This is a genomic window from Mesorhizobium sp. WSM4312 (genome assembly GCF_002294875.1).
Classification (GTDB): domain Bacteria; phylum Pseudomonadota; class Alphaproteobacteria; order Rhizobiales; family Rhizobiaceae; genus Mesorhizobium.
In genome coordinates this window covers 113,920-135,215 of record NZ_NSFU01000011.1, presented here as the reverse complement: position 1 = coordinate 135,215, position 21,296 = coordinate 113,920, and the positions used below count along the sequence as shown (strand labels likewise).

Sequence of the window (21,296 nt, the reverse complement as noted above, 5' to 3'; positions counted from 1 at the left end):
ACGGAATCATGCCGTTACGCCACTCCAGCGATCGCCCTGGCGAATTCGCTTGCGGAGAAAGGTTCGAGGTCGTCGACCTGTTCGCCGACGCCGATGAAATAGACCGGCAGTTTGTGCTTTGCCGCGATCGCCACCAGAATACCGCCGCGCGCCGTGCCGTCCAGCTTGGTCATCACCAGACCGTTGACGCCGGCGATGTTGCGAAAGATCTCGACCTGGTTGAGCGCGTTCTGGCCGGTGGTGGCGTCGACCGTCTGCAGCACGGTGTGCGGCGCTTCCGGATCGAGCTTGCCCAGCACGCGCACGATCTTTTCCAGCTCCGCCATCAGCTCGGTCTTGTTCTGCAGCCGGCCGGCGGTGTCGATGATCAGCACGTCGGAGCCGGCCTCCTTGGCCTTCTCGAAAGCGTCATAGGCAAGGCCGGCGGCATCTGCCCCGAGCTTGGAGGCGATGACGGGCGATTTCGTCCGCTCACCCCAGATCTTCAATTGCTCGATCGCGGCGGCGCGGAACGTGTCGCCGGCGGCGAGCATCACCGACAGGCCGCCATCGGTCAGTTTCGCCGCCAATTTGCCGATGGTGGTGGTCTTGCCGGTGCCGTTGACGCCGACCACCAGGATGACATGCGGCTTGTGCGAGAGATCGAGCTCCAGCGGCCGGGCGACAGGGGTCAGCACCTTCTCCACCTCGGCCGCCATGACGGTGCGGACATCGGTATCGGAGACGTCCTTGCCGTAGCGGCTGGCGGCCAGCGCGTCGGTGATACGAAGCGCCGTTTCCATGCCGAGGTCGGCGCGGATCAGCACGTCCTCGAGGTCCTGCAGCGTGTCCTCGTCCAGCTTGCGCTTGGTGAAGACGCCGGCGATGTTGCCGGTGAGTTCGCGCGAGGAACGGGCAAGTCCGTCCCGCATGCGCTGGAACCAGGAGCGCCGCGGTGCCGGCTCCGGCGCCTTGACCGGCTCGGCCTTCTGCTCGACCTTTTTGGTGACGGTCACCTTGCCGGGAGCGGGTTTCGATTCCGGCTTCGGCTGTGGGACGGGCTGCGGCTCGGGCGCGATCTCGGCAATGACGGGCGGCGTCTCGGCCGGCGTGCGCCTTACCTCCCCCTCGATGGGGGAGGTCCCGGGCGCGGCTCGGGGGTGACTGGCGCTGGCGTTGGCGCCATCACCCCGCCCCGCCACTTCGTGGCGACCCTCCCCATCGATGGGAGGGTGGGGCGCTGGCGTAGCTTCGGCAGCCGGTGGCGGCACTTCAACGGGAGCGGGTGTCTCGGCCGGGATCTCGGCAGGCGGGACCGGCACTTCGATCGGTGCCGGTTCGGGCTGCCTTTCCGGGCGCGGCGGCACAATCTCCGGCTCGGCAGGTGCCGGAGCAGGGACTTCCTGCGGCTGCGGTTCGGGGACGGGCTCCGGAACGGCGGGGGGAAGCGGAATCTCCTCGGGAGCCGGCGGCTCTGGGGGCTCTGGCGCGGGTGCCGGTTCCTCTTGCGGCGCGGGCTGCGGCAGTGGTTCCGGCTCGGCGGGAACCGTCGGCTCCGGCGTGGGCGGGATGGTAGGAGCGGTCTCGGGTGCCGGTTCTTCAGGTGCGGGCTGAGGTGCCGGCTCTACCTGCCACTCGATGGGGGTCCCAAGCGGAGCTTGGGGGTGACTGGCGTCGGCATCACCCCTCCCCGCCACTTCGTGGCGACCCTCCCCATCGAGGGGAGAGTGGGGCGCCGGCTCCAGCTCATCGCGCTTCAGAAATTCCGGAACAACCTGATCGGCCGCCGGCTTCAGCGCATCGAGCTGGTCCCATTTGATCGGGGGCAGCGGGGCGGTCTCGTCAACGCGCTCCTCGACAACCTCTTTCTTGCCGAACGAAAATATCTTCTTGAAAAAACCAGCCATGCTTTGCGTTTCTCAGGCGGCGCGTGCGGCAAGCGGCACTGCGTTGAGCCGGGCGCCATCGTGGCCAGTAATTGTCGCTTCGACGATCTCGCCCGGCGCGCCGGTGCCGAGTGCGGCGAGGGTAAATCCTTCGGTGCGGCCGAGGCCATCGCGCTCGATCAGGATCGACTGGCGCGTTCCCGGCAGCGAGGACAGATGGCGCCGATAGGCGGCCTCGCCGGCGGCGCGCAGCTGGGCGGCGCGCTGCTTGACCACCTCGCGGCGGAGCTGCGGCATGCGCGCGGCGGGCGTGCCCTCGCGCGGTGAAAACGGGAAGACATGGAGATGGGTCAGGCCACATTCCTCGACGATTTTTATCGAGTTCTCGAACATGGCGTCGGTCTCGGTCGGGAAGCCGGCGATGATGTCGGCGCCGAAGACGATCGCAGGGCGCAATTTGCGGACATCCTCGCAGAAACGGATCGACTGGTCGCGCAGATGCCTTCGCTTCATGCGCTTCAGGATCATGTCGTCGCCCGATTGCAGCGACAGATGCAGATGCGGCATCAGCCTGGGTTCGGTGGCGATGGCATCGAGCAAATCGTCGTCGGCCTCGATCGAATCGATCGAGGATAGCCGCAGACGCTTCACGTCGGGCACCTGCTTCAGAATGGTCTTCACCAGTTTGCCGAGCTTGGGCGCGCCCGGCAGATCGGCGCCGAAGCTGGTCATGTCGACGCCGGTCAGCACGATCTCGGCATAACCATTGCCGGCGAGTCGCTTGACCTGCTCGATCACGGCGCCCATCGGCACCGAGCGGGAATTGCCGCGACCGTAGGGAATGATGCAGAAAGTGCAGCGGTGGTCGCAGCCATTCTGCACCTGCACGAAAGCGCGCGCCCGGCCCTCTATGGCGTCGACCATGTGGCCGGCGGTCTCGCGCACCGAGAAGATGTCGTTGACGCGGGCCTTCTCGGTGTCGTTGACGCCGAAATCCGGCAGCGCACGGTAGGAATGCGCCTTCAACTTCTCCTCATTGCCAAGCACGAGATCGACCTCGTCCATGGCGGCGAATTTTTCAGGCTCGGTCTGGGCAGCGCAGCCGGTGACGATGATGCGCGCCGCGGGGTTGTCGCGGCGCGCCTTGCGGATCGCCTGTTTGGCCTGGCGCACCGCCTCGCCGGTGACGGCGCAGGTGTTGAAGATCACCGCGCCGCCCTGCAGCGCGCCGAGACCGGCGCTTTCGGCCTCGCGCCGCATCACCTCGGATTCATAGGTGTTCAGCCGGCAGCCGAAGGTAACCACGTCAATGCGGCTGGGGGCCTCGGAAAGGGAGCCGTCGAAGTCCGGGCTCCTGGACAGAGCAACCGACATCAGGCCGCGCTTTCGGTGTCGCGGGCCCAGGTGCCGGTCGAGGGGTCGAAGCTGCCGGAAAATTCCCACTCGGCGGCACCGGTCAGGATGACGTGGTCGTCTTTGCGCCATTCGACATGCAGCGTGCCGCCGCCGGGCGTCAAAAGGCTGACGCTGCGGCCGGTGCGCCTGGTGCGGGCCGCGGCCACCACCGATGCGCAGGCGGCGGAGCCGCAGGCCTTGGTCAGGCCGGCGCCGCGTTCCCAGGTGCGGATGATCATGCTCTCGGGCGAGGTCACCTGTGCAATGGTGATGTTGGCGCGCTCGGGAAAGATCGGGTGGTTTTCGAGCAGCGGGCCGAAACGTTCGAGCTCATAGGACCAGACATCGCGGTCGACCCAGAAGATGGCGTGCGGATTGCCCATCGACACGGCGGAGGGCGAATGCAGCACCGGCGCGTCGATCGGGCCGATCTGCAATTCGATCATGCGGGTGTCGCGGAACTCCTCGGCCAGCGGAATCTCCTGCCAGCCGAAACGCGGCATGCCCATGTCGACCGAGATCGTGCCGTCGGCATGTTCCCTGGCGTTGAGAATGCCGGCGCGGGTCTCGAAGGTGAAGGTCTTCTGGCCGGTCTCGGCGGCGAGCGCCTGGACGACGCAGCGCATGCCGTTGCCGCAGGCCTGCGCACTGGTGCCGTCGGAATTCAGGATGTCGACATAGTAGGCGGTGCCCGGCGTCTTCGCATCATGGATCGCCATGATCTGGTCGAAGCGGGTCGCGGCATCGGCGTTCAGCGCAAGGGCGGCGGCCGCCGTCACCCGATCCGCACGGCCGCGCATATCGGCGACGATGATCTCGTTGCCGATGCCGTTCATCTTGGCGAAAGGGGCAGTGCTTGCCATTGCTCTGCGAAATTCCGTGTCCGTTTGGCGCTATATGGCGGAAACGGGCGGGAATTACCAGTGCGCAGGCGTGTTCGGTCACGGCGAAGACGCCGGGATTAAGTCACGGCAAAGATGCCCAGCACCATCAGAAGGAAGATGATGAGAACGATGCCGATGAGGATGCGCGCGCCTGTGGCGGCGGCTCCAGCCAGCGCCGGCATGCCGAGCAGGCTCGCCGCGGCGGCGATGATGAGCAGGATGATGATCCATTTGATCATGGGAATGCCTCGCAAACCGACAGATTTGTAACCGCATGAAGAACGCGGCTGTCGTGTCTGGGTTCCCGCGGTTTGCGAGGCGATGTCAGCGGAAAAACCTACCCAGCGATCTCGATATCGGTGCTGAACGGCGCCGTCTTGGTCGAATTCTGGTCATGCATGAGGAAGTTGCACTTGTATTTGCCGGGCGGCAGTCCATCGAGGGACAGGTCGAGCTTGAAGAAGAGTTCGCGGTTGTGCGAGCGGGAAGCGACCTGAACGCTGCCGATTTTCTCGAAGGTGCCCAGAGCTTCGCCCGAGTCGGAAAGCACGGTGAGGTCGACGGAAAGCGCGATCTGGCTGTTGCCGAGGCCGTCCGAGCCATAGCCGTAGCCGACCGGTTCCATATAGAGCACGACCTTCTCGCCTGGCTTGTAGATCTGATTGGCACGCTCGCTGTAGATGCCGAAGCCGCCGGCTGAATCGACCTGTTTGACGTTCTGCACGGCGAGCGGCATCGCTTGCCACAAGGCCTCCTCGGCGCCGCGGAATTTCTCCAGCGCGCCGGCTCCGTCGCCTGCCTGCAGCGCCTTTTCGGCCTCAGCGGCGCGATCCGTGATTTCGCCCGCGAAAGCCGCCGGCACCGAGATTGCCAGCACCATCAGCGCTGCAAGCATGGATTTCATCTGCATTCCCCTTTTTCTGCTGGGCGGACCATCGGCGAAAATGATGGTGCCGTAAATGGCCAATGCAGACTTCAACCGTGCTCGATCTCCGGCACGTTCCAGACCTCGCCGGGTTGCAAGGCGCGAAAGCGCTCCGGCGGCAGGCCCTCGGCCTCAAGGGCCTCAGCCAGTTTGCGGACGGGCTCGTCCATCGGTTCGTCGGTGAGCTGGAATGTGCCCCAGTGGCAGCCGGCGGCGAAGGCGGCCTTGCATAGCTTCATGCCTTGCACCGCTTCCTGCGGGTTCTGGTGCTGCGGCGCCATGAACCAGCGTGGCTCATAGGCGCCGATCGGCAGAATGGCGAAGCGGAAGCCGCCATGTTTGTCCGCCATCAGCCGGTAGTTGATGCCGTCATGGAAGCCGGTATCGCCGGCGAAATAGAGTTTGCCGCCCGGCGTCTCGATGACGAAGCCGGCCCACAGTGCCATGCGCCGGTCGCGGGCGCCGCGCGCCGACCAGTGATGCGCCGGCTCGATGTGGACGGCGGTGCGGTCGCCGATGTCGACCCTGTCGCCCCAGTCATGCGCCGCCAGCCGCATGCCGGGAACCACCTCGCCGATCAGCACATCATTGCCGAGCGGCGTCACCACCAGCGGATCGTCTCTTTCCTTCAGCCGCTTCAGCGTGACGAGGTCGAGATGGTCATAATGGTTGTGGCTTACCAGCACGAGGTCGATCGGCGGTAGATCGTCGAAGGCGATGCCTGGCGCATTGACGCGTTTTGGCCCGGCGAAGGAAAACGGCGAGGTGCGTTGCGACCAGACCGGGTCGGTGAGGATGTTCAGCCAGGCCGTCTGGATGAGCAAGGTCGAATGGCCGACCATGGTTACAGTAAGGTCGGTGCCTTCGACCATCGCGGCCGGCCTCGCCAGCGGAAAGGGGCTCGGGCTGGTTGCCGGCCATTTCGCACGCTGGCCGTTGAGCTGCCATTTCATGAGATCGGTGAAGCGGCCGGGCATCCGGCCGCCGGGATTGAAGAACAAGGTGCCATCGAAATGGTCGCTGGGCGGACCGCTGTAATAGCGGTTGGCGGCTTTCTTTCTCGCGGCCAAGGTATGCTCCAGCGGGGTTCGGCTCCTAGACATAGGCGTTGCGCCGGTGGGCGCAAGCATTTGCAGGCGAATGCGTGGTCGCGGCCGAACTCCACGGACTTAAGCGACGACCGGACTTGGCAGGTCGAGATTGCGATAAATTTGCAACAATCTTGCCGCAAACCCTATTTTAACCATATCGGGTTGAAATTTCGCCACCTTCTCCATCTTGGTGGAGGGTGATATTGCGCGGACGGCTTCCCCCCAGCCGGATCCGACGGAGGTTGTAATGAATTTTTCGAAAAGCGGTCTTGTGGCCGTATCGCTGGCGGCGCTCGTTGCGAGCGGTTGCTCGACCTCGCGCTTCTCGTCGATGGACGACCAGCAACCGGCGCCACTGCAGCCGGCGCCGGCCGGCCAGGTGACCTCCAATCAGCTGCCGCCGCCGGCCTCGCCCGGCACCACCGACCCGTCGAAGTTCCCGACCGCTCCGGGGAACACGCAGGTGGCGTCCTTGCCGCCGGACGGCCAGGCGCCCGCCGGGGCCGCGGATCTCAGCGCGGCAGCCGTCGCCGGCGTCTGGAATGCCAGCGTTTCCGGGCAAAGCTGCAAGATCGCGACGCCGCAGACCAAGTTCGGCGCCGGCTTCCGCGCCGGGCCGCTGCATTGCCCGGCCCCGATCGACGGCATCAAGTCGTGGAACGTCGCCGGCAAGCAGCTGACGCTTTACGATGAGAATGGCGGGTCGCTGGCGCGGCTCTATTCGTCGGGCGGCTCGAAATTCGACGGCCAGACTTCCAACGGTCAACCGATTTCGCTTACAAGGTAAGCTAGGTATGCCGATATTCAGGTGATGCCGGCCTGCGAACGGCGGGTTTCTGCGCTTCCGGTGCTCACGTACTTTAAGTACGCTCCGCTCCGGTTCTCGAAAGCCGCCATTCTCGGTTCGGCCTGACCTGAATCTCGACACACCTAGTTTCCTTGGAGCATTCCTGCTCTGAACAAACGACGTGACCGATGCATCTGCGTGACGGCCTCCAGACCCATGCGACCGTCAGGCAGCGCTACGACCACCTGGTGGAAACCGGCGCGATCGGACGCGATCCTGCGCAGGAGCGGATCGCCGCCGCGCTCGACCGGCTGACCGACGAGATCTCGGCCAAGCGGCTGGCGCACAAGTCCAGCGCGCTGGGCTGGCTGTTTGCCCGCAAGCGCGAGACGCATGAGGCGGTCAAAGGCCTCTACATCCATGGCGGCGTCGGCCGCGGCAAGACCATGCTGATGGACATGTTCTTCGAGCTGCTGCCGGTCCGGCGCAAGCGCCGCGTCCATTTCAACGACTTCATGGCCGATGTGCAGGACCGCATCCAGAAGCACCGCCAGGCGCGCAAGAATGGCGACGTCAAAGAAGACGATCCGATCCCGCCGGTGGCAAAAGCCTTGGCCGAGCAGGCCTGGGTGCTGTGCTTCGACGAATTCTCGGTCACCGACATCGCCGACGCGATGATCCTGTCCAGGCTGTTTTCGGCGCTGTTCGCCAACGGCGTCGTGTTGATCGCCACCTCGAACGTGGCGCCGCAAAATCTTTACCGCGATGGGCTGAACCGCCAGCTGTTCCTGCCGTTCATCGGCATTTTGGAGCGGCACGCGCAGGTGCTGTCGCTCGACACCGACAAGGATTACCGGCTCGAGAAGCTCGCCCGCACGCCGGTCTATGTCACGCCGGCCGATGCGGCGGCCGACCGGACGCTCGACGAGGCCTGGCGGACGATGACGCGCGGCGCGCCGACAGCCGCGACCTCGTTGACGCTGAAGGGCCGCCAGGTTCCGGTGCCGGCCGCCGCCGGCGACGCGGCGCGGTTTTCCTTCGCCGATCTCTGCGAAAAACCGCTCGGCGCGCGCGATTTCCTGGCGATCGCAGGACGTTTCTCGACCGTCTTCATCGACCACGTCCCGGTGCTGGGCGAAGGCAAGCGCAACGAGGCCAAGCGCTTCATCCTGTTGATCGACACGCTCTACGATCATCATGTGCGGCTGGTGGTGAGCGCCGATGCGCCGCCACAAGAGCTTTATGTGGCAAAACGCGGCGTCGAGGTGTTCGAGTTCGAACGCACCGCTTCACGCCTGATCGAGATGCAAAGCCGTGACTGGCTGGAGGACTGGGCGGAGCGGCGGAAGGTGAAGGCGGCGCCGGATGTGCCGCTGGCTCAGGCCCTGCCTTCGTCGCCCTAGGCAGAGGAACGCAAAGCAGGGCGAAGACGCTGGCCGCTAAAGCCTGTACGCATACATGACGAAACTCTCCGCTTCCCCATGCGGCTCCTTGCGCGATTCATAAAGCGCGCGGGCCGGAAGATTGTCGGGTTCGGTGCCGACCCAGGCCTCCTCGCAGCCATTCTCCCTGCCGATCGCGAACATCGCGTCGAGCATTCTGCGCGCGATCCCCTGGCGCTGGAATTCGGGCGATACGCCGACCTCATCTATATAAAGTTCCGCAACTTTGTCGGGATGGCGGTGGATGACGGCGGCGCATTGCCCGACGACCACGCCATTGGCGAGGGCCACGACCATGAAATGGCCGGGTTGGTTGAGATAGGCTGCCAACCGGTCCGGCCTGACAGGCTCGTCGAACACATCCTCGGCGATCCGCATCACAAGGGCGTCATCGCTGGCTTCAAGCCTTACGATCTCCATACTCATTGTGTAGATTTCTCCAAGTCGGCTTACAAACCTTGACGTTTACGTAAATCCCAATCCATCTAACCGATTGAAAATGTTCACTCCAAAATAATCGTTTGAATTTATCTCGCCCGGAGGCTATTGGGTGCGGCGAAATCTCGCGGGTTTCCTCAGCATTCCGGCCTCTTCCTCGGCGCCGTCATCAAGTCGTCAAAGATTTGGGCGCAGTCACAGACAAAGGGAAAACATCCTCACATGGCACGCAACAAGATAGCGCTTATCGGCTCGGGCATGATCGGCGGCACGCTGGCCCACATGATCGGCCTCAAGGACCTCGGCGACGTGGTTCTGTTCGATATTGCCGAGGGTATTCCGCAAGGCAAGGGGCTCGATATCGCGCAGTCGTCGCCTGTCGATGGTTTTGACTCCCGGCTGACCGGCGTCAACGACTATGCCGGCATCGAGGGCGCCGACGTCTGCATCGTCACCGCCGGCGTGCCGCGCAAGCCGGGCATGAGCCGCGACGACCTGCTGGGCATCAACCTCAAGGTCATGGAACAGGTCGGCGCCGGACTGAAGAAGTACGCGCCCAAGGCTTTCGTCATCTGCATCACCAACCCGCTCGACGCCATGGTGTGGGCGCTGCAGAAGTTCTCTGGCCTGCCCAAGACCCATGTCGTCGGCATGGCCGGCGTGCTCGACTCCTCGCGCTTCCGCTATTTCCTGGCCGAGGAATTCAAGGTCTCTGTCGAGGACGTCACCGCTTTCGTGCTTGGCGGCCATGGTGATTCCATGGTGCCGATGATCCGCTATTCGACGGTGTCGGGCATCCCGCTGCCAGACCTCGTCAAGATGGGCTGGACCTCGAAGGAGAAGCTCGACCAGATCGTGCAGCGCACCCGCGACGGCGGCGCCGAGATCGTCGGCCTGCTCAAGACCGGCTCGGCCTACTACGCGCCGGCGGCCTCGGCGATTTCGATGGCCGAAGCCTATCTCAAGGACAAGAAGCGCGTGCTGCCCTGCGCGGCCCACCTCTCCGGCCAGTATGGCGTCAAGGGCACCTATGTCGGCGTTCCCGTGGTGATCGGCGCCGGCGGCGTCGAGCGCATCATCGAGATCGACCTCAACAAGAGCGAACAGAAAATGTTCGACAGTTCGGTGGCGACCGTGCAGGGCCTGACCGAGGCCTGCGTCAAGATCGCCCCGCAGCTCGCCTCGAAGTAAATCCCGCCAAAACGTCCACCCCGGCAAAACGACCTGGAGATAGTTCCCGATGAACATCCATGAATATCAAGGCAAGGCGCTGCTGAAGAGCTTTGGCGCGCCGGTGGCCGAAGGCGTGCCGGTGTTCAAGGCAAGCGAGGCGGAAGCCGCCGCCAAGGCGCTGCCCGGCCCGCTCTATGTGGTGAAGAGCCAGATCCATGCCGGCGGCCGGGGCAAGGGCAAGTTCAAGGAACTGTCGCCCGACGCCAAGGGCGGCGTGCGGCTGGCGAAGTCGGTCGCCGACGTCGTCGCCAACGCCAACGAGATGCTCGGCCACACGCTGGTGACCAAGCAGACCGGCCCGGCCGGCAAGCAGGTCAACCGCCTCTATATCGAGGACGGCGCCGACATCGAGCGCGAGCTTTATCTGTCGATCCTGGTCGACCGCTCGGTCGGCCGCATCGCTTTCGTCGTGTCGACCGAAGGCGGCATGGACATCGAGGCGGTCGCGCACGACACGCCGGAAAAGATCATCACTGTCGCCATCGATCCGGAAAAGGGCGTCACGGCGGATGACGTGAAGGCGCTCAACGCCGCGCTGAAGCTCGACGGCGACGCGGCCAAGGATGGCGGCACCCTTTTCCCGATCCTCTATAAGGCCTTCGTCGAGAAGGACATGAGCCTGCTCGAGGTCAATCCGCTGATCGTCATGAAGAACGGCCGGCTGCGCGTGCTCGACGCCAAAGTGTCGTTCGACAACAACGCGCTGTTCCGCCACCCCGACGTGCTCGAACTGCGCGACACCACCGAAGAGGACGAGAAGGAGATCGAGGCGTCGAAATACGACCTCGCCTATGTCGCGCTCGACGGCAATATCGGCTGCATGGTCAATGGCGCCGGCCTTGCCATGGCGACGATGGACATCATCAAGCTCTATGGCGCCGAGCCCGCCAACTTCCTCGATGTCGGCGGCGGCGCGTCCAAGGAGAAGGTGACGGCGGCGTTCAAGATCATCACCAAGGATCCGGCGGTCAAAGGCATATTGATCAACATCTTCGGCGGCATCATGAAGTGCGACATCATCGCCGAGGGCGTGATCGCCGCGGTCAAGGAAGTCGGCCTGAAAGTGCCGCTGGTGGTGCGCCTGGAAGGCACCAATGCCGAACTCGGCAAGAAGATCATCAACGACAGCGGCCTCAACGTCGTGTCGGCGGACGATCTCGACGACGCGGCCAAGAAGATCGTGGCGGCGGTGAAGGGCTGAGCCTGTGCCTCCACGCAAGATAAACCTGGTCGAGGCGGCGGATCAGAAGATCAGCAAGGTCTTCGATCCGCATATCGCCGGCGACATCAACGACAGCCAAGCCAAAGTCGCCAAATTCGGCGCAACCTTCGACTGGCATGCGCATGACAATGAGGACGAAGCCTTCCTCGTGCTGCGGGGCAGGATCGCGATCGATTTCCGCGACGGTCCGGTCGAGCTCGGCGAGGGTGATTTCATCGTCGTGCCGCGCGGTGTCGAGCACCGGCCGCGTTCGCTGACCGCCGAGCCGGTGGTGCTGATGTTCGAGCCGGCGACGACGCTCAACACCGGCAACGCCAAGAGCGACCTTACCGTCACCGACCTGAAGCGGCTCTGACCGATGAACGCGGCCTCCTTCTCCTCGCTTTCCGCCGATCACCAGCGCCTGCAGGTGCTGGTCGGCGCGTGGCGCGGCGAGGAAGAGGTCGCGGCAACGCAATGGGCCGATGCCGGCACGGCGACGTCCGAAGTGCTGGCGGAGGCGCAGTTCGGCGGCCTGTTCGTGGTGCAGCGCTATCGCCAGCGCCGCGACGGCACGATTTCCTTCGGTGCGCACAATGTGTTCGGCTTCGACCAGCCGAACCGCCTCGTCACCATGCACCAGTTCGATTCGATGGGCTTTGTGCCGGCCTCGCCGGCCATGGGAACGTGGAACGGCAGCGAGCTCGATCTGGAGCGGTCGTCGCCGCGCGGCGCGGCGCGCGTGACGTATATTTTCGACGATGCCGATACCTACCGCATGCGACTGCATTTCAAACCCGCCGGCAGCGATGGCTGGCAAGACATGGTGAGCGGCGTCTACCGGCGCGTCTCGCCTTCCTCGATCAACAGTTTTTAGAAAAGGGCTCCGATGTCCATTCTCGTCGACAAGAACACCAAGGTGCTGGTGCAGGGCCTGACCGGCAAGACCGGTACGTTCCACACCGAACAGGCGCTGGCCTATCACGGCACCAAGATGGTGGGTGGCATCCATCCCAAGAAGGGCGGCGAGACCTGGACCGGGTCGAAGGGTGAGAGCCTGCCGATCTTCGCCACAGTCGCCGAGGGCAAGGCAAGGACCGGCGCCAACGCTTCGGTCATCTACGTGCCGCCGGCGGGTGCCGGCGAAGCGATCCTGGAAGCGATCGAGGCGGAGATCCCGCTGATCATCTGCATCACCGAAGGCATTCCGGTGATGGACATGGTCAAGGTCAAGGCGCGGCTCGATCGCTCGACCTCGCGGCTGATCGGACCGAACTGCCCGGGCGTTCTCACGCCTGACGAATGCAAGATCGGCATCATGCCCGGAAACATCTTCCGCAAGGGCTCGGTCGGCGTTGTTTCGCGCTCGGGAACACTTACCTATGAGGCCGTGTTCCAAACCACCAATGTCGGCCTCGGCCAGACCACGGCCGTCGGCATCGGTGGCGACCCGGTCAAGGGCACGGAGTTCATCGACGTGCTCGAGATGTTCCTGGCCGACGACGAGACCAAGTCGATCATCATGATCGGCGAGATCGGCGGTTCGGCCGAGGAAGACGCCGCGCAGTTCCTCAAGGACGAAGCCAAGCGTGGCCGCAAGAAGCCGATGGCCGGCTTCATCGCCGGACGCACGGCGCCGGCCGGCCGCACCATGGGCCATGCCGGCGCGGTCATCTCCGGTGGCAAGGGCGGCGCCGAGGACAAGATCGCGGCCATGGAATCGGCCGGCATCAAAGTCTCGCCGTCACCGGCGCGGCTTGGCACGACGCTGGTTGAAGCCATCAAAGGCTGAGCGTCGGCGCCGGTTGTGGAATGAGAGCCGACGGCGGTTCGTTGGCTTTGAGGGGACAAGAAGGGCGAGTGAATCGCCCACTATCGCGGCGCTGCCGCAAACGTAAGGAGACGGAGCCAGGCTCCGCTGAAACGACATGGCAAGACAAGATCAGGCCAACGACCAGTTCTCGCTCACCTCGTTCCTCTATGGCGGCAACGCCGATTACATCGACGCGCTCTATGCCGCCTATGAGGACGATCCCGCCTCGGTCAATCCCGAATGGCAGGAGTTTTTCGCCGGGCTGAAGGACGATGCCGGCGATGTGCGCAGGAACGCCAAGGGCGCTTCCTGGGCCAAGCCGTCCTGGCCGCTGCAGGCCAATGGCGAATTGGTGTCGGCGCTCGACGGCAATTGGGGCATCGTCGAGAAGCACCTGGAAAAGAAGGTCAAGGACAAGGCGGTCACCAACGGCATCGTGCTTTCAGACGCCGACGTGCACCAGGCGACGCGTGATTCGGTGCGCGCCATCATGATGATCCGCGCCTACCGCATGCGCGGCCATCTGCACGCCAATCTCGACCCGCTCGGCATCGCCAAGCCGCTCGAGGACTACAACGAACTGTCGCCGGAAAATTACGGCTTCACCGAAGCCGACTACGACCGGCCGATCTTCCTCGATAATGTGCTGGGGCTCGAATTCGGCACCATCCGGCAGATGCTGGAGATCCTGACCCGTACCTATTGCTCGACGCTCGGCGTCGAGTTCATGCACATCTCGGACCCCGAGGAGAAGGCCTGGATCCAGGGGCGCATCGAGGGCGCCGACAAGGAAATCTCCTTCACCACCACCGGCAAGAAGGCGATCCTGCAGAAGCTGGTCGAGGCCGAAGGCTTCGAGCAGTTCATCGACGTCAAGTACAAGGGCACCAAGCGCTTCGGCCTCGACGGCGGCGAGGCGCTGATCCCGGCGCTGGAGCAGATCGTCAAGCGCGGCGGCCAGCTCGGCATGAAGGAGATCGTGCTCGGCATGGCGCATCGCGGCCGGTTGAACGTGCTCAGCCAGGTGATGGCCAAGCCCCACCGCGCCATCTTCCACGAGTTCAAGGGCGGTTCGGCCGCCCCCGACGAGGTCGAGGGCTCGGGCGACGTCAAGTACCATCTCGGCGCCTCGTCGGACCGCGAGTTCGACGGCAACAAGGTGCATCTGTCGCTGACGGCCAACCCGTCGCATCTGGAAATCGTCGACCCGGTGGTGATGGGCAAGGCGCGCGCCAAGCAGGACTATCTGTTCGGCCGCAGCCGCGAGGAGATCGTGCCGCTGGAGGAGCGCGCCAAGGTGCTGCCGCTGCTGCTGCATGGCGACGCCGCCTTCGCCGGCCAGGGCGTGATCGCCGAAATCCTCGGCCTGTCCGGCCTGCGCGGCCACCGCGTCGCCGGCACGCTGCACTTCATCATCAACAACCAGATCGGCTTCACCACCAATCCGCGCTTCTCGCGCTCGTCGCCCTATCCGTCCGACGTCGCCAAGATGATCGAGGCGCCGATCTTCCACGTCAATGGCGACGATCCGGAAGCCGTGGTCCACGCCACCAAGGTGGCGATCGAATTCCGCATGAAGTTCCACAAGCCGGTCGTGGTCGACATGTTCTGCTACCGCCGCTTCGGCCACAATGAGGGAGACGAACCGGCCTTCACCCAGCCGATCATGTACCGCAACATCCGCACCCATAAGACGACGGTGCAGATCTATGGCGACCGGCTGATCGCCGAGGGTCACATCACCCAGGCCGAGCTCGACCAGCTGAAGGCCGACTGGCGCGCGCATCTGGAATCCGAGTGGGAAGTCGGCCAGAGCTACAAGCCCAACAAGGCCGACTGGCTGGACGGCGCCTGGTCGGGCCTGCGCACGGCCGACAACCAGGACGAACAGCGGCGCGGCAAGACCGCCGTGCCGGTCAAGACGCTGAAGGAAATCGGCAAGAAGCTGACCGAGGTGCCAAAGGGTTTCGAGGCGCACAAGACCATCATCCGCTTCCTCGAAAACCGCCGTGAGGCGATCGAGTCCGGTGAAGGCATCGACTGGTCGACGGCCGAGGCGCTGGCTTTCGGCGCCATCCTGCTCGACGGCAATCCGATCCGCCTGTCGGGGCAGGATTCCGAGCGCGGCACCTTCTCGCAGCGCCATTCGGTGCTCTACGACCAGCGCGACGAGACCCGCTACATCCCGCTCAACAACCTGTCGGCGGCGCAGGCCGGCTACGAAGTCATCAACTCGATGCTGTCGGAAGAGGCGGTGCTGGGCTTCGAATATGGCTATAGCCTGGCCGAGCCAAAGGCGCTGACCTTGTGGGAAGCGCAGTTCGGCGACTTCGCCAACGGCGCCCAGGTGGTGTTCGACCAGTTCATCTCGTCGGGCGAGCGCAAGTGGCTCAGAATGTCGGGCCTCGTCTGTCTCTTGCCGCATGGCTATGAAGGCCAGGGTCCCGAACACTCCTCGGCCAGGCTGGAGCGCTTCCTGCAGCTTTGCGCCGAAGACAATATGCAAGTGGCCAACTGCACCACGCCGGCCAACTACTTCCACATCCTGCGCCGGCAGCTGAAGCGCGACTTCCGCAAGCCGTTGATCCTGATGACACCGAAGTCGCTGCTGCGCCACAAGCGGGCGGTGTCGACGCTGCCGGAAATCTCGGGCGAAAGCTCGTTCCACCGGCTGTTGTGGGACGACGCGCAGCTGTTGCCCAACCAGCCGATCAAGCTCACCAAGGACTCCAAGATCCGCCGTGTCGTGCTGTGTTCGGGCAAGGTCTATTACGACCTCTACGAGGAGCGCGAGAAGCGCGGCATCAACGACATCTATCTGCTGCGCGTCGAACAGCTCTATCCTTTCCCGGCCAAGGCGCTGATCACCGAACTGTCACGCTTCCGCAACGCCGAGATGGTGTGGTGCCAGGAGGAGCCCAAGAACATGGGCGCCTGGTCGTTCATCGACCCGTATCTGGAATGGGTGCTGGCGCATATCGACGCCAAGCATCAGCGGGTGCGCTACACCGGCCGGCCGGCGGCCGCGTCGCCGGCGACCGGATTGATGTCCAAGCACCTTGCCCAGCTCGCCGCCTTGCTCGAAGACGCGCTCGGCGAATAAAGAACAGAACCGACAGAAACGGACAGGCACAATGGCTACCGAAATCCGCGTTCCCACTCTCGGCGAATCCGTCACCGAGGCGACCATCGGCAAATGGTTCAAGAAGGTCGGCGATGCCATTGCCGTCGACGAGCCGCTGGTCGAGCTCGAAACCGACAAGGTGACGGTGGAAGTTCCGGCCGCCGCCGCCGGCACGCTGGGCGAAATCGTCGCAAAGGAAGGCGAGACCGTCGGTGTCGGCGCGTTGCTGGGCTCGATCTCGGCAGGTGGCGCCACCGCGCCGGCGACCAAGCCGCAGGCCGTGGCTCAGGCCTCGTCGCCGGATGCGGCTTCGACCAGCAAGCAGGCCGCCGCCGAAACCGCCAAGGTCGCCGGCGATGCCGGTTCCATCGAGCCGCGCAGCATGCCGCCGGCGCCGGCGGCGGCAAAGCTGATCGCCGAGCACAATCTGTCGGTCGACCAGGTTTCCGGTTCGGGCAAGCGCGGCCAGGTGCTGAAGGGTGACGTGCTCGACGCCATCGCCAAGGGTGCGCCGTCGCAGCCGGCCGAGACGCCGAAGGCGGCGCCGGCACCGATCGTCGCGCGCGCGCCATCTTCCGGCGACGATGCCTCGCGCGAAGAGCGCGTGCGCATGACCAAATTGCGCCAGACCATCGCGCGCCGGCTGAAGGAAGCGCAGTCAACCGCCGCCATGCTCACCACCTTCAACGAGGTCGACATGTCGGCGGTGATGGCGCTGCGGACCAAGTACAAGGACGTGTTCGAGAAGAAGCACGGCGTGAAGCTCGGCTTCATGGGCTTCTTCACCAAGGCCGTCACCCACGCGCTGAAGGAAATTCCGGCGGTCAATGCCGAGATCGACGGCACCGACATCATCTACAAGAACTTTGCCCATGTCGGCGTCGCCGTCGGCACCGAGAAGGGCCTCGTCGTGCCGGTCGTGCGCGACGCCGACCAGATGTCGATCGCCGAGATCGAGAAGGAGATCGGCCGGCTGGGCATCGCCGCGCGCGACGGCAAGCTGTCGGTCGCCGACATGCAGGGCGGCACCTTCACGATTTCCAATGGCGGCGTCTACGGCTCGCTGATGTCGACGCCGATCCTCAATGCGCCGCAGTCGGGCATCCTGGGCATGCACAAGATCCAGGACCGACCTGTCGTGGTGGGTGGCCAGATCGTGATCCGGCCGATGATGTATCTGGCGCTCAGTTACGATCACCGCATCGTCGACGGCAAGGAAGCCGTGACCTTCCTGGTGCGCGTCAAGGAAAGCCTGGAGGATCCGGAACGGCTGGTGCTCGATCTCTAGTCGGAGTTGATCCGCAATGGGCGGCTGGGTGGAGCAGTTAGGGTTCAAGCTAGGCCGTGCGCTGCGGATGTTGCGACGCGAACCGTGGACCTCCATGTCCACGTCCACGCTGGCGGTGCCGGCTGAATGGGATCCGGCGCACGCGAGCGCCAATCTAGGCGTCTTCGATCTGAGCGAAGCGCAAATGGCGGAGCGCGAGATAACCGTTGCCCCGATCGGTGAGTTGGATTTGCCGACGGGCGAGATTATTGCGTGTGATCCTCTGACCACCGGAAAGACCTGGCCGGCGTTGAGCCGCAAGGTCAAACCGGGGCGCTACCCGGTTTCACTGCTGGAAGCACAGGGCCGTGTGGCCGCCGCAGTGCTGCGTTTCCGATCGGGCACGCCAGTGCGCTGGGAACTGGCGACCTTGCCCGACCAGGATACATCGACCTTGAAGGACGACGAAATATTTGGCTATCCCGTCGACACTGGCCTTGGCTCGTTCATGGACAGGACGGCGATGATGCTGATGTCGGAGCAGCTGGATAAGCTCGAAGCCAAGCAGAATTACTATGACGATGTGCTGGCTATGGAATTCGAGTCCAACCAGGACAGGTTGATGCATCACCCTGTCGCCGGCAACCCGCTTAACATTGCGATGTTCTCGAGCGGTTGTGGCGACGGAGTCTATCCATCATTCTGGGGGCTCGATGCGACCGGAGCCCCACTGCTGCTCATGACCGACTTCGACGTGCTGGAAAACGCCGATGGCCGCGAGAGCGAGTAGGGCGCGCTGATGCAAAGCGTGCTGTCGCCCTTCATACCTTGTCTCTCCGTGCTGCTGGCTTTCGGTGTTACGTGCTCCGCTGCACGCGCCGCCTGCCCGATCGAACTCGCCGTCTATGGCGATGCGCAAAGCGGCAGCGAGATCGATTTTACCCCCACCGGCACCTCCGCCACCGTCACCAACAGTTTCCGCATGATCCTCGACAACAATGTCGTGCTGAACGGCATCGTCATGTGGAACGAAGGCGTGGCACGGCCGAACGGTTCCTTGATGTACAAATGCCCCGAGGGCGACACCACCGGCGCCGAGCTCGCCGCCTGCACCCCCTGGCACGGCGTCATCTACACGTCCGACGACAAGGGCAGCATCGGGCTTTTGCCGGCGCAAGGCGTCGAGGCGCCGAAGACGCTGATCCTGCCGGATCTCGGTCCGGCGCTGCGTCAGTCACCGGCCTATGGCGGCGGCGGCTTTTCGAAAGTGCCGTCGGATGTGTTCACGCTGAAGGGATGCCAGGAATGAGCGAGGCGCAAAAAGTGCTGCTGGTCACCGGCGGCAGCCGGGGCATCGGCGCCGCCGTCTGTCGGCTTGGGGCCAAGGCCGGCTATCGCGTCGCGGTCAACTATGCCTCGAACAACGCTGCCGCTGATGCGCTGGTCGGTGAAATCAAGGCTGCCGGCGGTGATGCGTTCGCGGTCAAGGGCGATGTCGGCAGCGAGCCCGATATCATCTCCATCTTCGAGGCCGTCGACCGCAGCTATGGCCGGCTCGACGCCTTCGTCAATAATGCCGGCATTGTCGACGCCAAGGCGCGTGTCGAGGAGATGAGCGCGGCACGGCTCGAGCGCATAATGCGCATCAATGTCGTCGGTTCCATTCTGTGCGGCCGCGAGGCGGTCAAGCGCATGTCGACGCGCCATGGCGGCAAGGGCGGCGCCATCGTCAACATCTCATCGGCTGCGGCGGTGCTGGGCGCGCCGGACAATTATGTCGACTATGCCGCCTCCAAGGGCGCCATCGACACGTTCACCGTCGGGCTCGCCCGCGAGGTGGCGCTGGAAGGCATCCGCGTCAATGCGGTGCGGCCGGGCATCATCGACACCGACATCCATGCTTCCGGCGGACAGCCGGATAGGGTGGCGCTGATCCAGGACACGCTGCCGATGAAAAGAGCCGGCACCGCGGATGAAGTCGCGGGTGCGGTTCTCTATCTTCTATCCGACGCCGCGTCCTATACGACGGGCGCGATCCTGAATGTCAGCGGCGGCCGCTGAGCGCTCATGCAGTTCGAGCATGATGTTATCCGAAAACCGCGTCACACTTTTCGGCATCATGCTCAAAACAGAAGGACAATATCATGGCTTATGACGTCGTTATTATCGGATCGGGACCCGGCGGCTATGTCTGCGCCATCAAGGCGGCACAGCTCGGCCTGAAGGTCGCGGTGGTCGAGAAGAACGCGACCTTCGGCGGCACCTGCCTCAACATCGGCTGCATCCCGTCCAAGGCGTTGCTTCATGCCTCCGAAATGTTCGCCGAGGCCGGCCATTCCTTCGACACGCTGGGCGTCGAGATACCAGCGCCGAAGCTCAATCTGAAGAAGATGATGGCGCACAAGGATGCGACGGTGTCGTCCAACGTCAACGGCGTCGCCTTCCTGTTCAAGAAGAACAAGATCGACAGCTTCCGCGGCACCGGCAAGGTGGTCGCGGCCGGCAAGGTGTCGGTGACCGGCGAGGAGGGCAAGGTCGAGGAGATCGAGACCAAGAACATCGTCATCGCCACCGGTTCCGACGTTGCCGGCATTCCCGGCGTCAAGGTCGATTTCGACGAGAAAATCATCGTGTCGTCGACCGGCGCGCTGGCGCTGGACAAGGTTCCCGGCCATCTGGTGGTGGTCGGCGGCGGCGTCATCGGGCTCGAGCTCGGCTCGGTTTGGGCGCGGCTCGGCGCCAAGGTCACCGTCGTCGAGTTCCTCGACACGATCCTCGGCGGCATGGACGGCGAGGTCTCCAAGCAGTTCCAGCGGCTGTTGTCCAAGCAAGGTTTCGAATTCAAGCTCGGCGCCAAGGTCACCGGCGTCGCCAAGGCCAAGAAGGGTGCGACCGTCAGCTTCGAGCCGGTGAAGGGTGGCGCCGCCGAAACCATCGCTGCCGATGTCGTGCTGATCGCCACCGGGCGCCGCGCCTATTGCGACAGTCTCGGGCTGAAGGAAGCGGGCGTCGAGGTCGACGAGCGCGGCCGGGTCAAGACCGACGGGCATCTCAAGACCAATGTGCCGGGCATCTATGCCATCGGCGATGTCATCGCCGGGCCGATGCTGGCGCACAAGGCCGAGGATGAGGGCGTGGCGGTGGCCGAAACCATCGCCGGCCAGGTGGGCCATGTGAACTACGAGGTCATTCCGAGCGTCGTCTACACCAGTCCGGAAATCGCCTCGGTCGGCAAGACCGAGGAGGAGCTGAAGAAGGCCGGCATCGACTACAAGGTCGGAAAATTCCCGTTCAGCGCCAATGGCCGCGCCCGCGCCATGCTGCGCACGGACGGCTTTGTGAAGATCCTCGCCGACAAGGCCAGCGACCGCGTGCTCGGCGTGCACATTGTCGGCTTCGGCGCCGGCGAGATGATCCACGAAGCGGCGGTGCTGATGGAGTTCGGCGGTTCGTCGGAGGATCTCGCCCGCACCTGCCATGCGCATCCGACGATGTCGGAAGCGGTGAAGGAAGCGGCGCTGGCCACCTTCTTCAAGCCGATCCATATCTGAGGGCGCCCAGCGCTTCGTCGTCCTATGGCGGAGCAAGGAGCGAAGCGACGCGGCGCAGACCCCTGGAGCTGGTCCGCAGCCCAAGGGATCCATGCGGTGGCTTCAGAGCGCTCCTGCGGTGCGGAATTCTGCTCCGCTGCCAAGGCCCCCAACGGTCATCACCCAAAACAAAACGGCCCGCATTTCAGCGGGCCGTTGGTATCTGGTGCCGGGCCGATCAGTTGGCCGGTGCTGGAGCAGGCGCTGGTGCGGGCGCCGGAGCGGGCGCAGGGGCCGGCGC

At 64.3% G+C, this 21,296-nt stretch carries 19 protein-coding genes and 1 pseudogene; 13 read left to right on the top strand and 7 right to left on the bottom strand.

Annotated elements, in window-relative coordinates:
- Nucleotides 1-14: 14 nt before the first annotated feature.
- The 6 genes from ftsY to CK228_RS19945 all read right to left on the bottom strand — a co-directional run bounded on the left by ftsY (nt 15) and on the right by CK228_RS19945 (nt 6,172).
- Entirely contained in the window at nt 15-1,886 is a 1,872-nt protein-coding gene (gene ftsY / locus CK228_RS19970; protein WP_095788940.1) for a signal recognition particle-docking protein FtsY, read from the bottom strand.
- 12 nt (nt 1,887-1,898) lie between these two features.
- A complete protein-coding gene (mtaB, locus tag CK228_RS19965) occupies nt 1,899-3,239 on the bottom strand; it encodes a tRNA (N(6)-L-threonylcarbamoyladenosine(37)-C(2))-methylthiotransferase MtaB (RefSeq protein WP_179295981.1) in 1,341 nt (446 codons plus the stop codon).
- Nucleotides 3,239-4,123, bottom strand: coding sequence for a diaminopimelate epimerase (gene dapF / locus CK228_RS19960; protein ID WP_095788939.1), 885 nt, complete (start codon nt 4,121-4,123; stop codon nt 3,239-3,241). The genes mtaB and dapF overlap by 1 nt, the downstream gene beginning before the upstream one ends.
- A gap of 98 nt (nt 4,124-4,221) precedes the next feature.
- A complete protein-coding gene (locus CK228_RS19955) occupies nt 4,222-4,383 on the bottom strand; it encodes a DUF1328 family protein (RefSeq protein ID WP_095788938.1) in 162 nt (53 codons plus the stop codon).
- Between the two features lie 98 nt (nt 4,384-4,481).
- Nucleotides 4,482-5,048, bottom strand: a complete 567-nt coding sequence (locus CK228_RS19950; protein WP_179295980.1) for a hypothetical protein — start codon at nt 5,046-5,048, stop codon at nt 4,482-4,484.
- Nucleotides 5,049-5,119: 71 nt separating this feature from the next.
- Nucleotides 5,120-6,172: an MBL fold metallo-hydrolase gene (locus CK228_RS19945; protein ID WP_179295979.1), complete on the bottom strand. Its 1,053-nt coding sequence runs from the start codon at nt 6,170-6,172 to the stop codon at nt 5,120-5,122.
- A gap of 235 nt (nt 6,173-6,407) precedes the next feature.
- Here CK228_RS19945 and CK228_RS19940 point away from each other — a divergent pair, with 235 nt between their 5' ends.
- Together CK228_RS19940 and zapE are read left to right on the top strand one after the other, a co-directional pair.
- Nucleotides 6,408-6,947 carry an AprI/Inh family metalloprotease inhibitor gene (locus tag CK228_RS19940; protein WP_095774807.1) on the top strand — a complete coding sequence of 180 codons (540 nt, stop codon included), beginning with the start codon at nt 6,408-6,410 and terminating at the stop codon, nt 6,945-6,947.
- Between the two features lie 188 nt (nt 6,948-7,135).
- On the top strand, nt 7,136-8,350 hold the full coding sequence (gene zapE, locus CK228_RS19935; protein WP_095788936.1) for a cell division protein ZapE: 1,215 nt from the start codon (nt 7,136-7,138) through the stop codon (nt 8,348-8,350).
- Nucleotides 8,351-8,386: 36 nt separating this feature from the next.
- On the opposite strand, the gene CK228_RS19930 is transcribed toward zapE, so the two are convergent.
- The gene (locus CK228_RS19930) at nt 8,387-8,815 is read right to left on the bottom strand and encodes a GNAT family N-acetyltransferase (RefSeq protein WP_095788935.1); all 429 of its coding nucleotides are present in this window, start codon (nt 8,813-8,815) and stop codon (nt 8,387-8,389) included.
- Between the two features lie 234 nt (nt 8,816-9,049).
- On the opposite strand from CK228_RS19930, the gene mdh reads away from it, so the two are divergent.
- The 11 genes and pseudogenes from mdh to lpdA all read left to right on the top strand — a co-directional run.
- Nucleotides 9,050-10,018 (top strand): malate dehydrogenase, encoded by a 969-nt coding sequence (gene mdh, locus CK228_RS19925; RefSeq protein ID WP_095774804.1) that lies wholly within the window; start codon nt 9,050-9,052, stop codon nt 10,016-10,018.
- Nucleotides 10,019-10,067: 49 nt separating this feature from the next.
- Nucleotides 10,068-11,261, top strand: a complete 1,194-nt coding sequence (sucC, locus tag CK228_RS19920; protein WP_095774803.1) for an ADP-forming succinate--CoA ligase subunit beta — start codon at nt 10,068-10,070, stop codon at nt 11,259-11,261.
- A 4-nt stretch (nt 11,262-11,265) separates the two neighbouring features.
- Complete coding sequence (locus tag CK228_RS19915; RefSeq protein ID WP_095788934.1) at nt 11,266-11,637, top strand: cupin domain-containing protein; 372 nt, start codon at nt 11,266-11,268, stop codon at nt 11,635-11,637.
- A gap of 3 nt (nt 11,638-11,640) precedes the next feature.
- Nucleotides 11,641-12,138, top strand: a complete 498-nt coding sequence (locus CK228_RS19910; RefSeq protein ID WP_095788933.1) for a DUF1579 family protein — start codon at nt 11,641-11,643, stop codon at nt 12,136-12,138.
- A 12-nt stretch (nt 12,139-12,150) separates the two neighbouring features.
- Nucleotides 12,151-13,053: a succinate--CoA ligase subunit alpha gene (gene sucD, locus CK228_RS19905; RefSeq protein WP_095774800.1), complete on the top strand. Its 903-nt coding sequence runs from the start codon at nt 12,151-12,153 to the stop codon at nt 13,051-13,053.
- Between the two features lie 136 nt (nt 13,054-13,189).
- Nucleotides 13,190-16,177, top strand: a complete 2,988-nt coding sequence (locus CK228_RS19900; protein ID WP_095774799.1) for a 2-oxoglutarate dehydrogenase E1 component — start codon at nt 13,190-13,192, stop codon at nt 16,175-16,177.
- A gap of 31 nt (nt 16,178-16,208) precedes the next feature.
- Nucleotides 16,209-17,486, top strand: a complete 1,278-nt coding sequence (gene odhB / locus CK228_RS19895; RefSeq protein ID WP_095788932.1) for a 2-oxoglutarate dehydrogenase complex dihydrolipoyllysine-residue succinyltransferase — start codon at nt 16,209-16,211, stop codon at nt 17,484-17,486.
- A 16-nt stretch (nt 17,487-17,502) separates the two neighbouring features.
- Entirely contained in the window at nt 17,503-18,255 is a 753-nt protein-coding gene (locus CK228_RS19890; protein ID WP_095788931.1) for a DUF4241 domain-containing protein, read from the top strand.
- A 9-nt stretch (nt 18,256-18,264) separates the two neighbouring features.
- Entirely contained in the window at nt 18,265-18,774 is a 510-nt protein-coding gene (locus CK228_RS19885) for a hypothetical protein (protein WP_095788930.1), read from the top strand.
- Nucleotides 18,771-19,526, top strand: coding sequence for an SDR family oxidoreductase (locus tag CK228_RS19880; RefSeq protein ID WP_095788929.1), 756 nt, complete (start codon nt 18,771-18,773; stop codon nt 19,524-19,526). The genes CK228_RS19885 and CK228_RS19880 overlap by 4 nt, the downstream gene beginning before the upstream one ends.
- Before the next feature lie 74 nt (nt 19,527-19,600).
- Nucleotides 19,601-21,016 (top strand): annotated as a pseudogene (gene lpdA / locus CK228_RS19875) (dihydrolipoyl dehydrogenase); the annotation flags it as partial.
- Nucleotides 21,017-21,296 lie beyond the last annotated feature (280 nt).

Excerpts from the sequence above, each read along its gene's own strand:
- zapE (WP_095788936.1), top strand. The coding sequence starts at position 7,136 with ATGCATCTGCGTGACGGCCTCCAGACCCATGCGACCGTCAGGCAGCGC.
- CK228_RS19940 (WP_095774807.1), top strand. The coding sequence starts at position 6,408 with ATGAATTTTTCGAAAAGCGGTCTTGTGGCCGTATCGCTGGCGGCGCTC.
- CK228_RS19930 (WP_095788935.1), bottom strand. The coding sequence starts at position 8,815 with ATGAGTATGGAGATCGTAAGGCTTGAAGCCAGCGATGACGCCCTTGTG.
- CK228_RS19955 (WP_095788938.1), bottom strand. The coding sequence starts at position 4,383 with ATGATCAAATGGATCATCATCCTGCTCATCATCGCCGCCGCGGCGAGC.
- CK228_RS19950 (WP_179295980.1), bottom strand. The coding sequence starts at position 5,048 with ATGAAATCCATGCTTGCAGCGCTGATGGTGCTGGCAATCTCGGTGCCG.
- mdh (WP_095774804.1), top strand. The coding sequence starts at position 9,050 with ATGGCACGCAACAAGATAGCGCTTATCGGCTCGGGCATGATCGGCGGC.
- CK228_RS19890 (WP_095788931.1), top strand. The coding sequence starts at position 17,503 with ATGGGCGGCTGGGTGGAGCAGTTAGGGTTCAAGCTAGGCCGTGCGCTG.
- sucD (WP_095774800.1), top strand. The coding sequence starts at position 12,151 with ATGTCCATTCTCGTCGACAAGAACACCAAGGTGCTGGTGCAGGGCCTG.
- mtaB (WP_179295981.1), bottom strand. The coding sequence starts at position 3,239 with ATGTCGGTTGCTCTGTCCAGGAGCCCGGACTTCGACGGCTCCCTTTCC.
- dapF (WP_095788939.1), bottom strand. The coding sequence starts at position 4,123 with ATGGCAAGCACTGCCCCTTTCGCCAAGATGAACGGCATCGGCAACGAG.
- sucC (WP_095774803.1), top strand. The coding sequence starts at position 10,068 with ATGAACATCCATGAATATCAAGGCAAGGCGCTGCTGAAGAGCTTTGGC.
- CK228_RS19885 (WP_095788930.1), top strand. The coding sequence starts at position 18,265 with ATGCAAAGCGTGCTGTCGCCCTTCATACCTTGTCTCTCCGTGCTGCTG.
- CK228_RS19880 (WP_095788929.1), top strand. The coding sequence starts at position 18,771 with ATGAGCGAGGCGCAAAAAGTGCTGCTGGTCACCGGCGGCAGCCGGGGC.
- CK228_RS19945 (WP_179295979.1), bottom strand. The coding sequence starts at position 6,172 with ATGTCTAGGAGCCGAACCCCGCTGGAGCATACCTTGGCCGCGAGAAAG.
- odhB (WP_095788932.1), top strand. The coding sequence starts at position 16,209 with ATGGCTACCGAAATCCGCGTTCCCACTCTCGGCGAATCCGTCACCGAG.
- CK228_RS19900 (WP_095774799.1), top strand. The coding sequence starts at position 13,190 with ATGGCAAGACAAGATCAGGCCAACGACCAGTTCTCGCTCACCTCGTTC.
- CK228_RS19910 (WP_095788933.1), top strand. The coding sequence starts at position 11,641 with ATGAACGCGGCCTCCTTCTCCTCGCTTTCCGCCGATCACCAGCGCCTG.
- ftsY (WP_095788940.1), bottom strand. The coding sequence starts at position 1,886 with ATGGCTGGTTTTTTCAAGAAGATATTTTCGTTCGGCAAGAAAGAGGTT.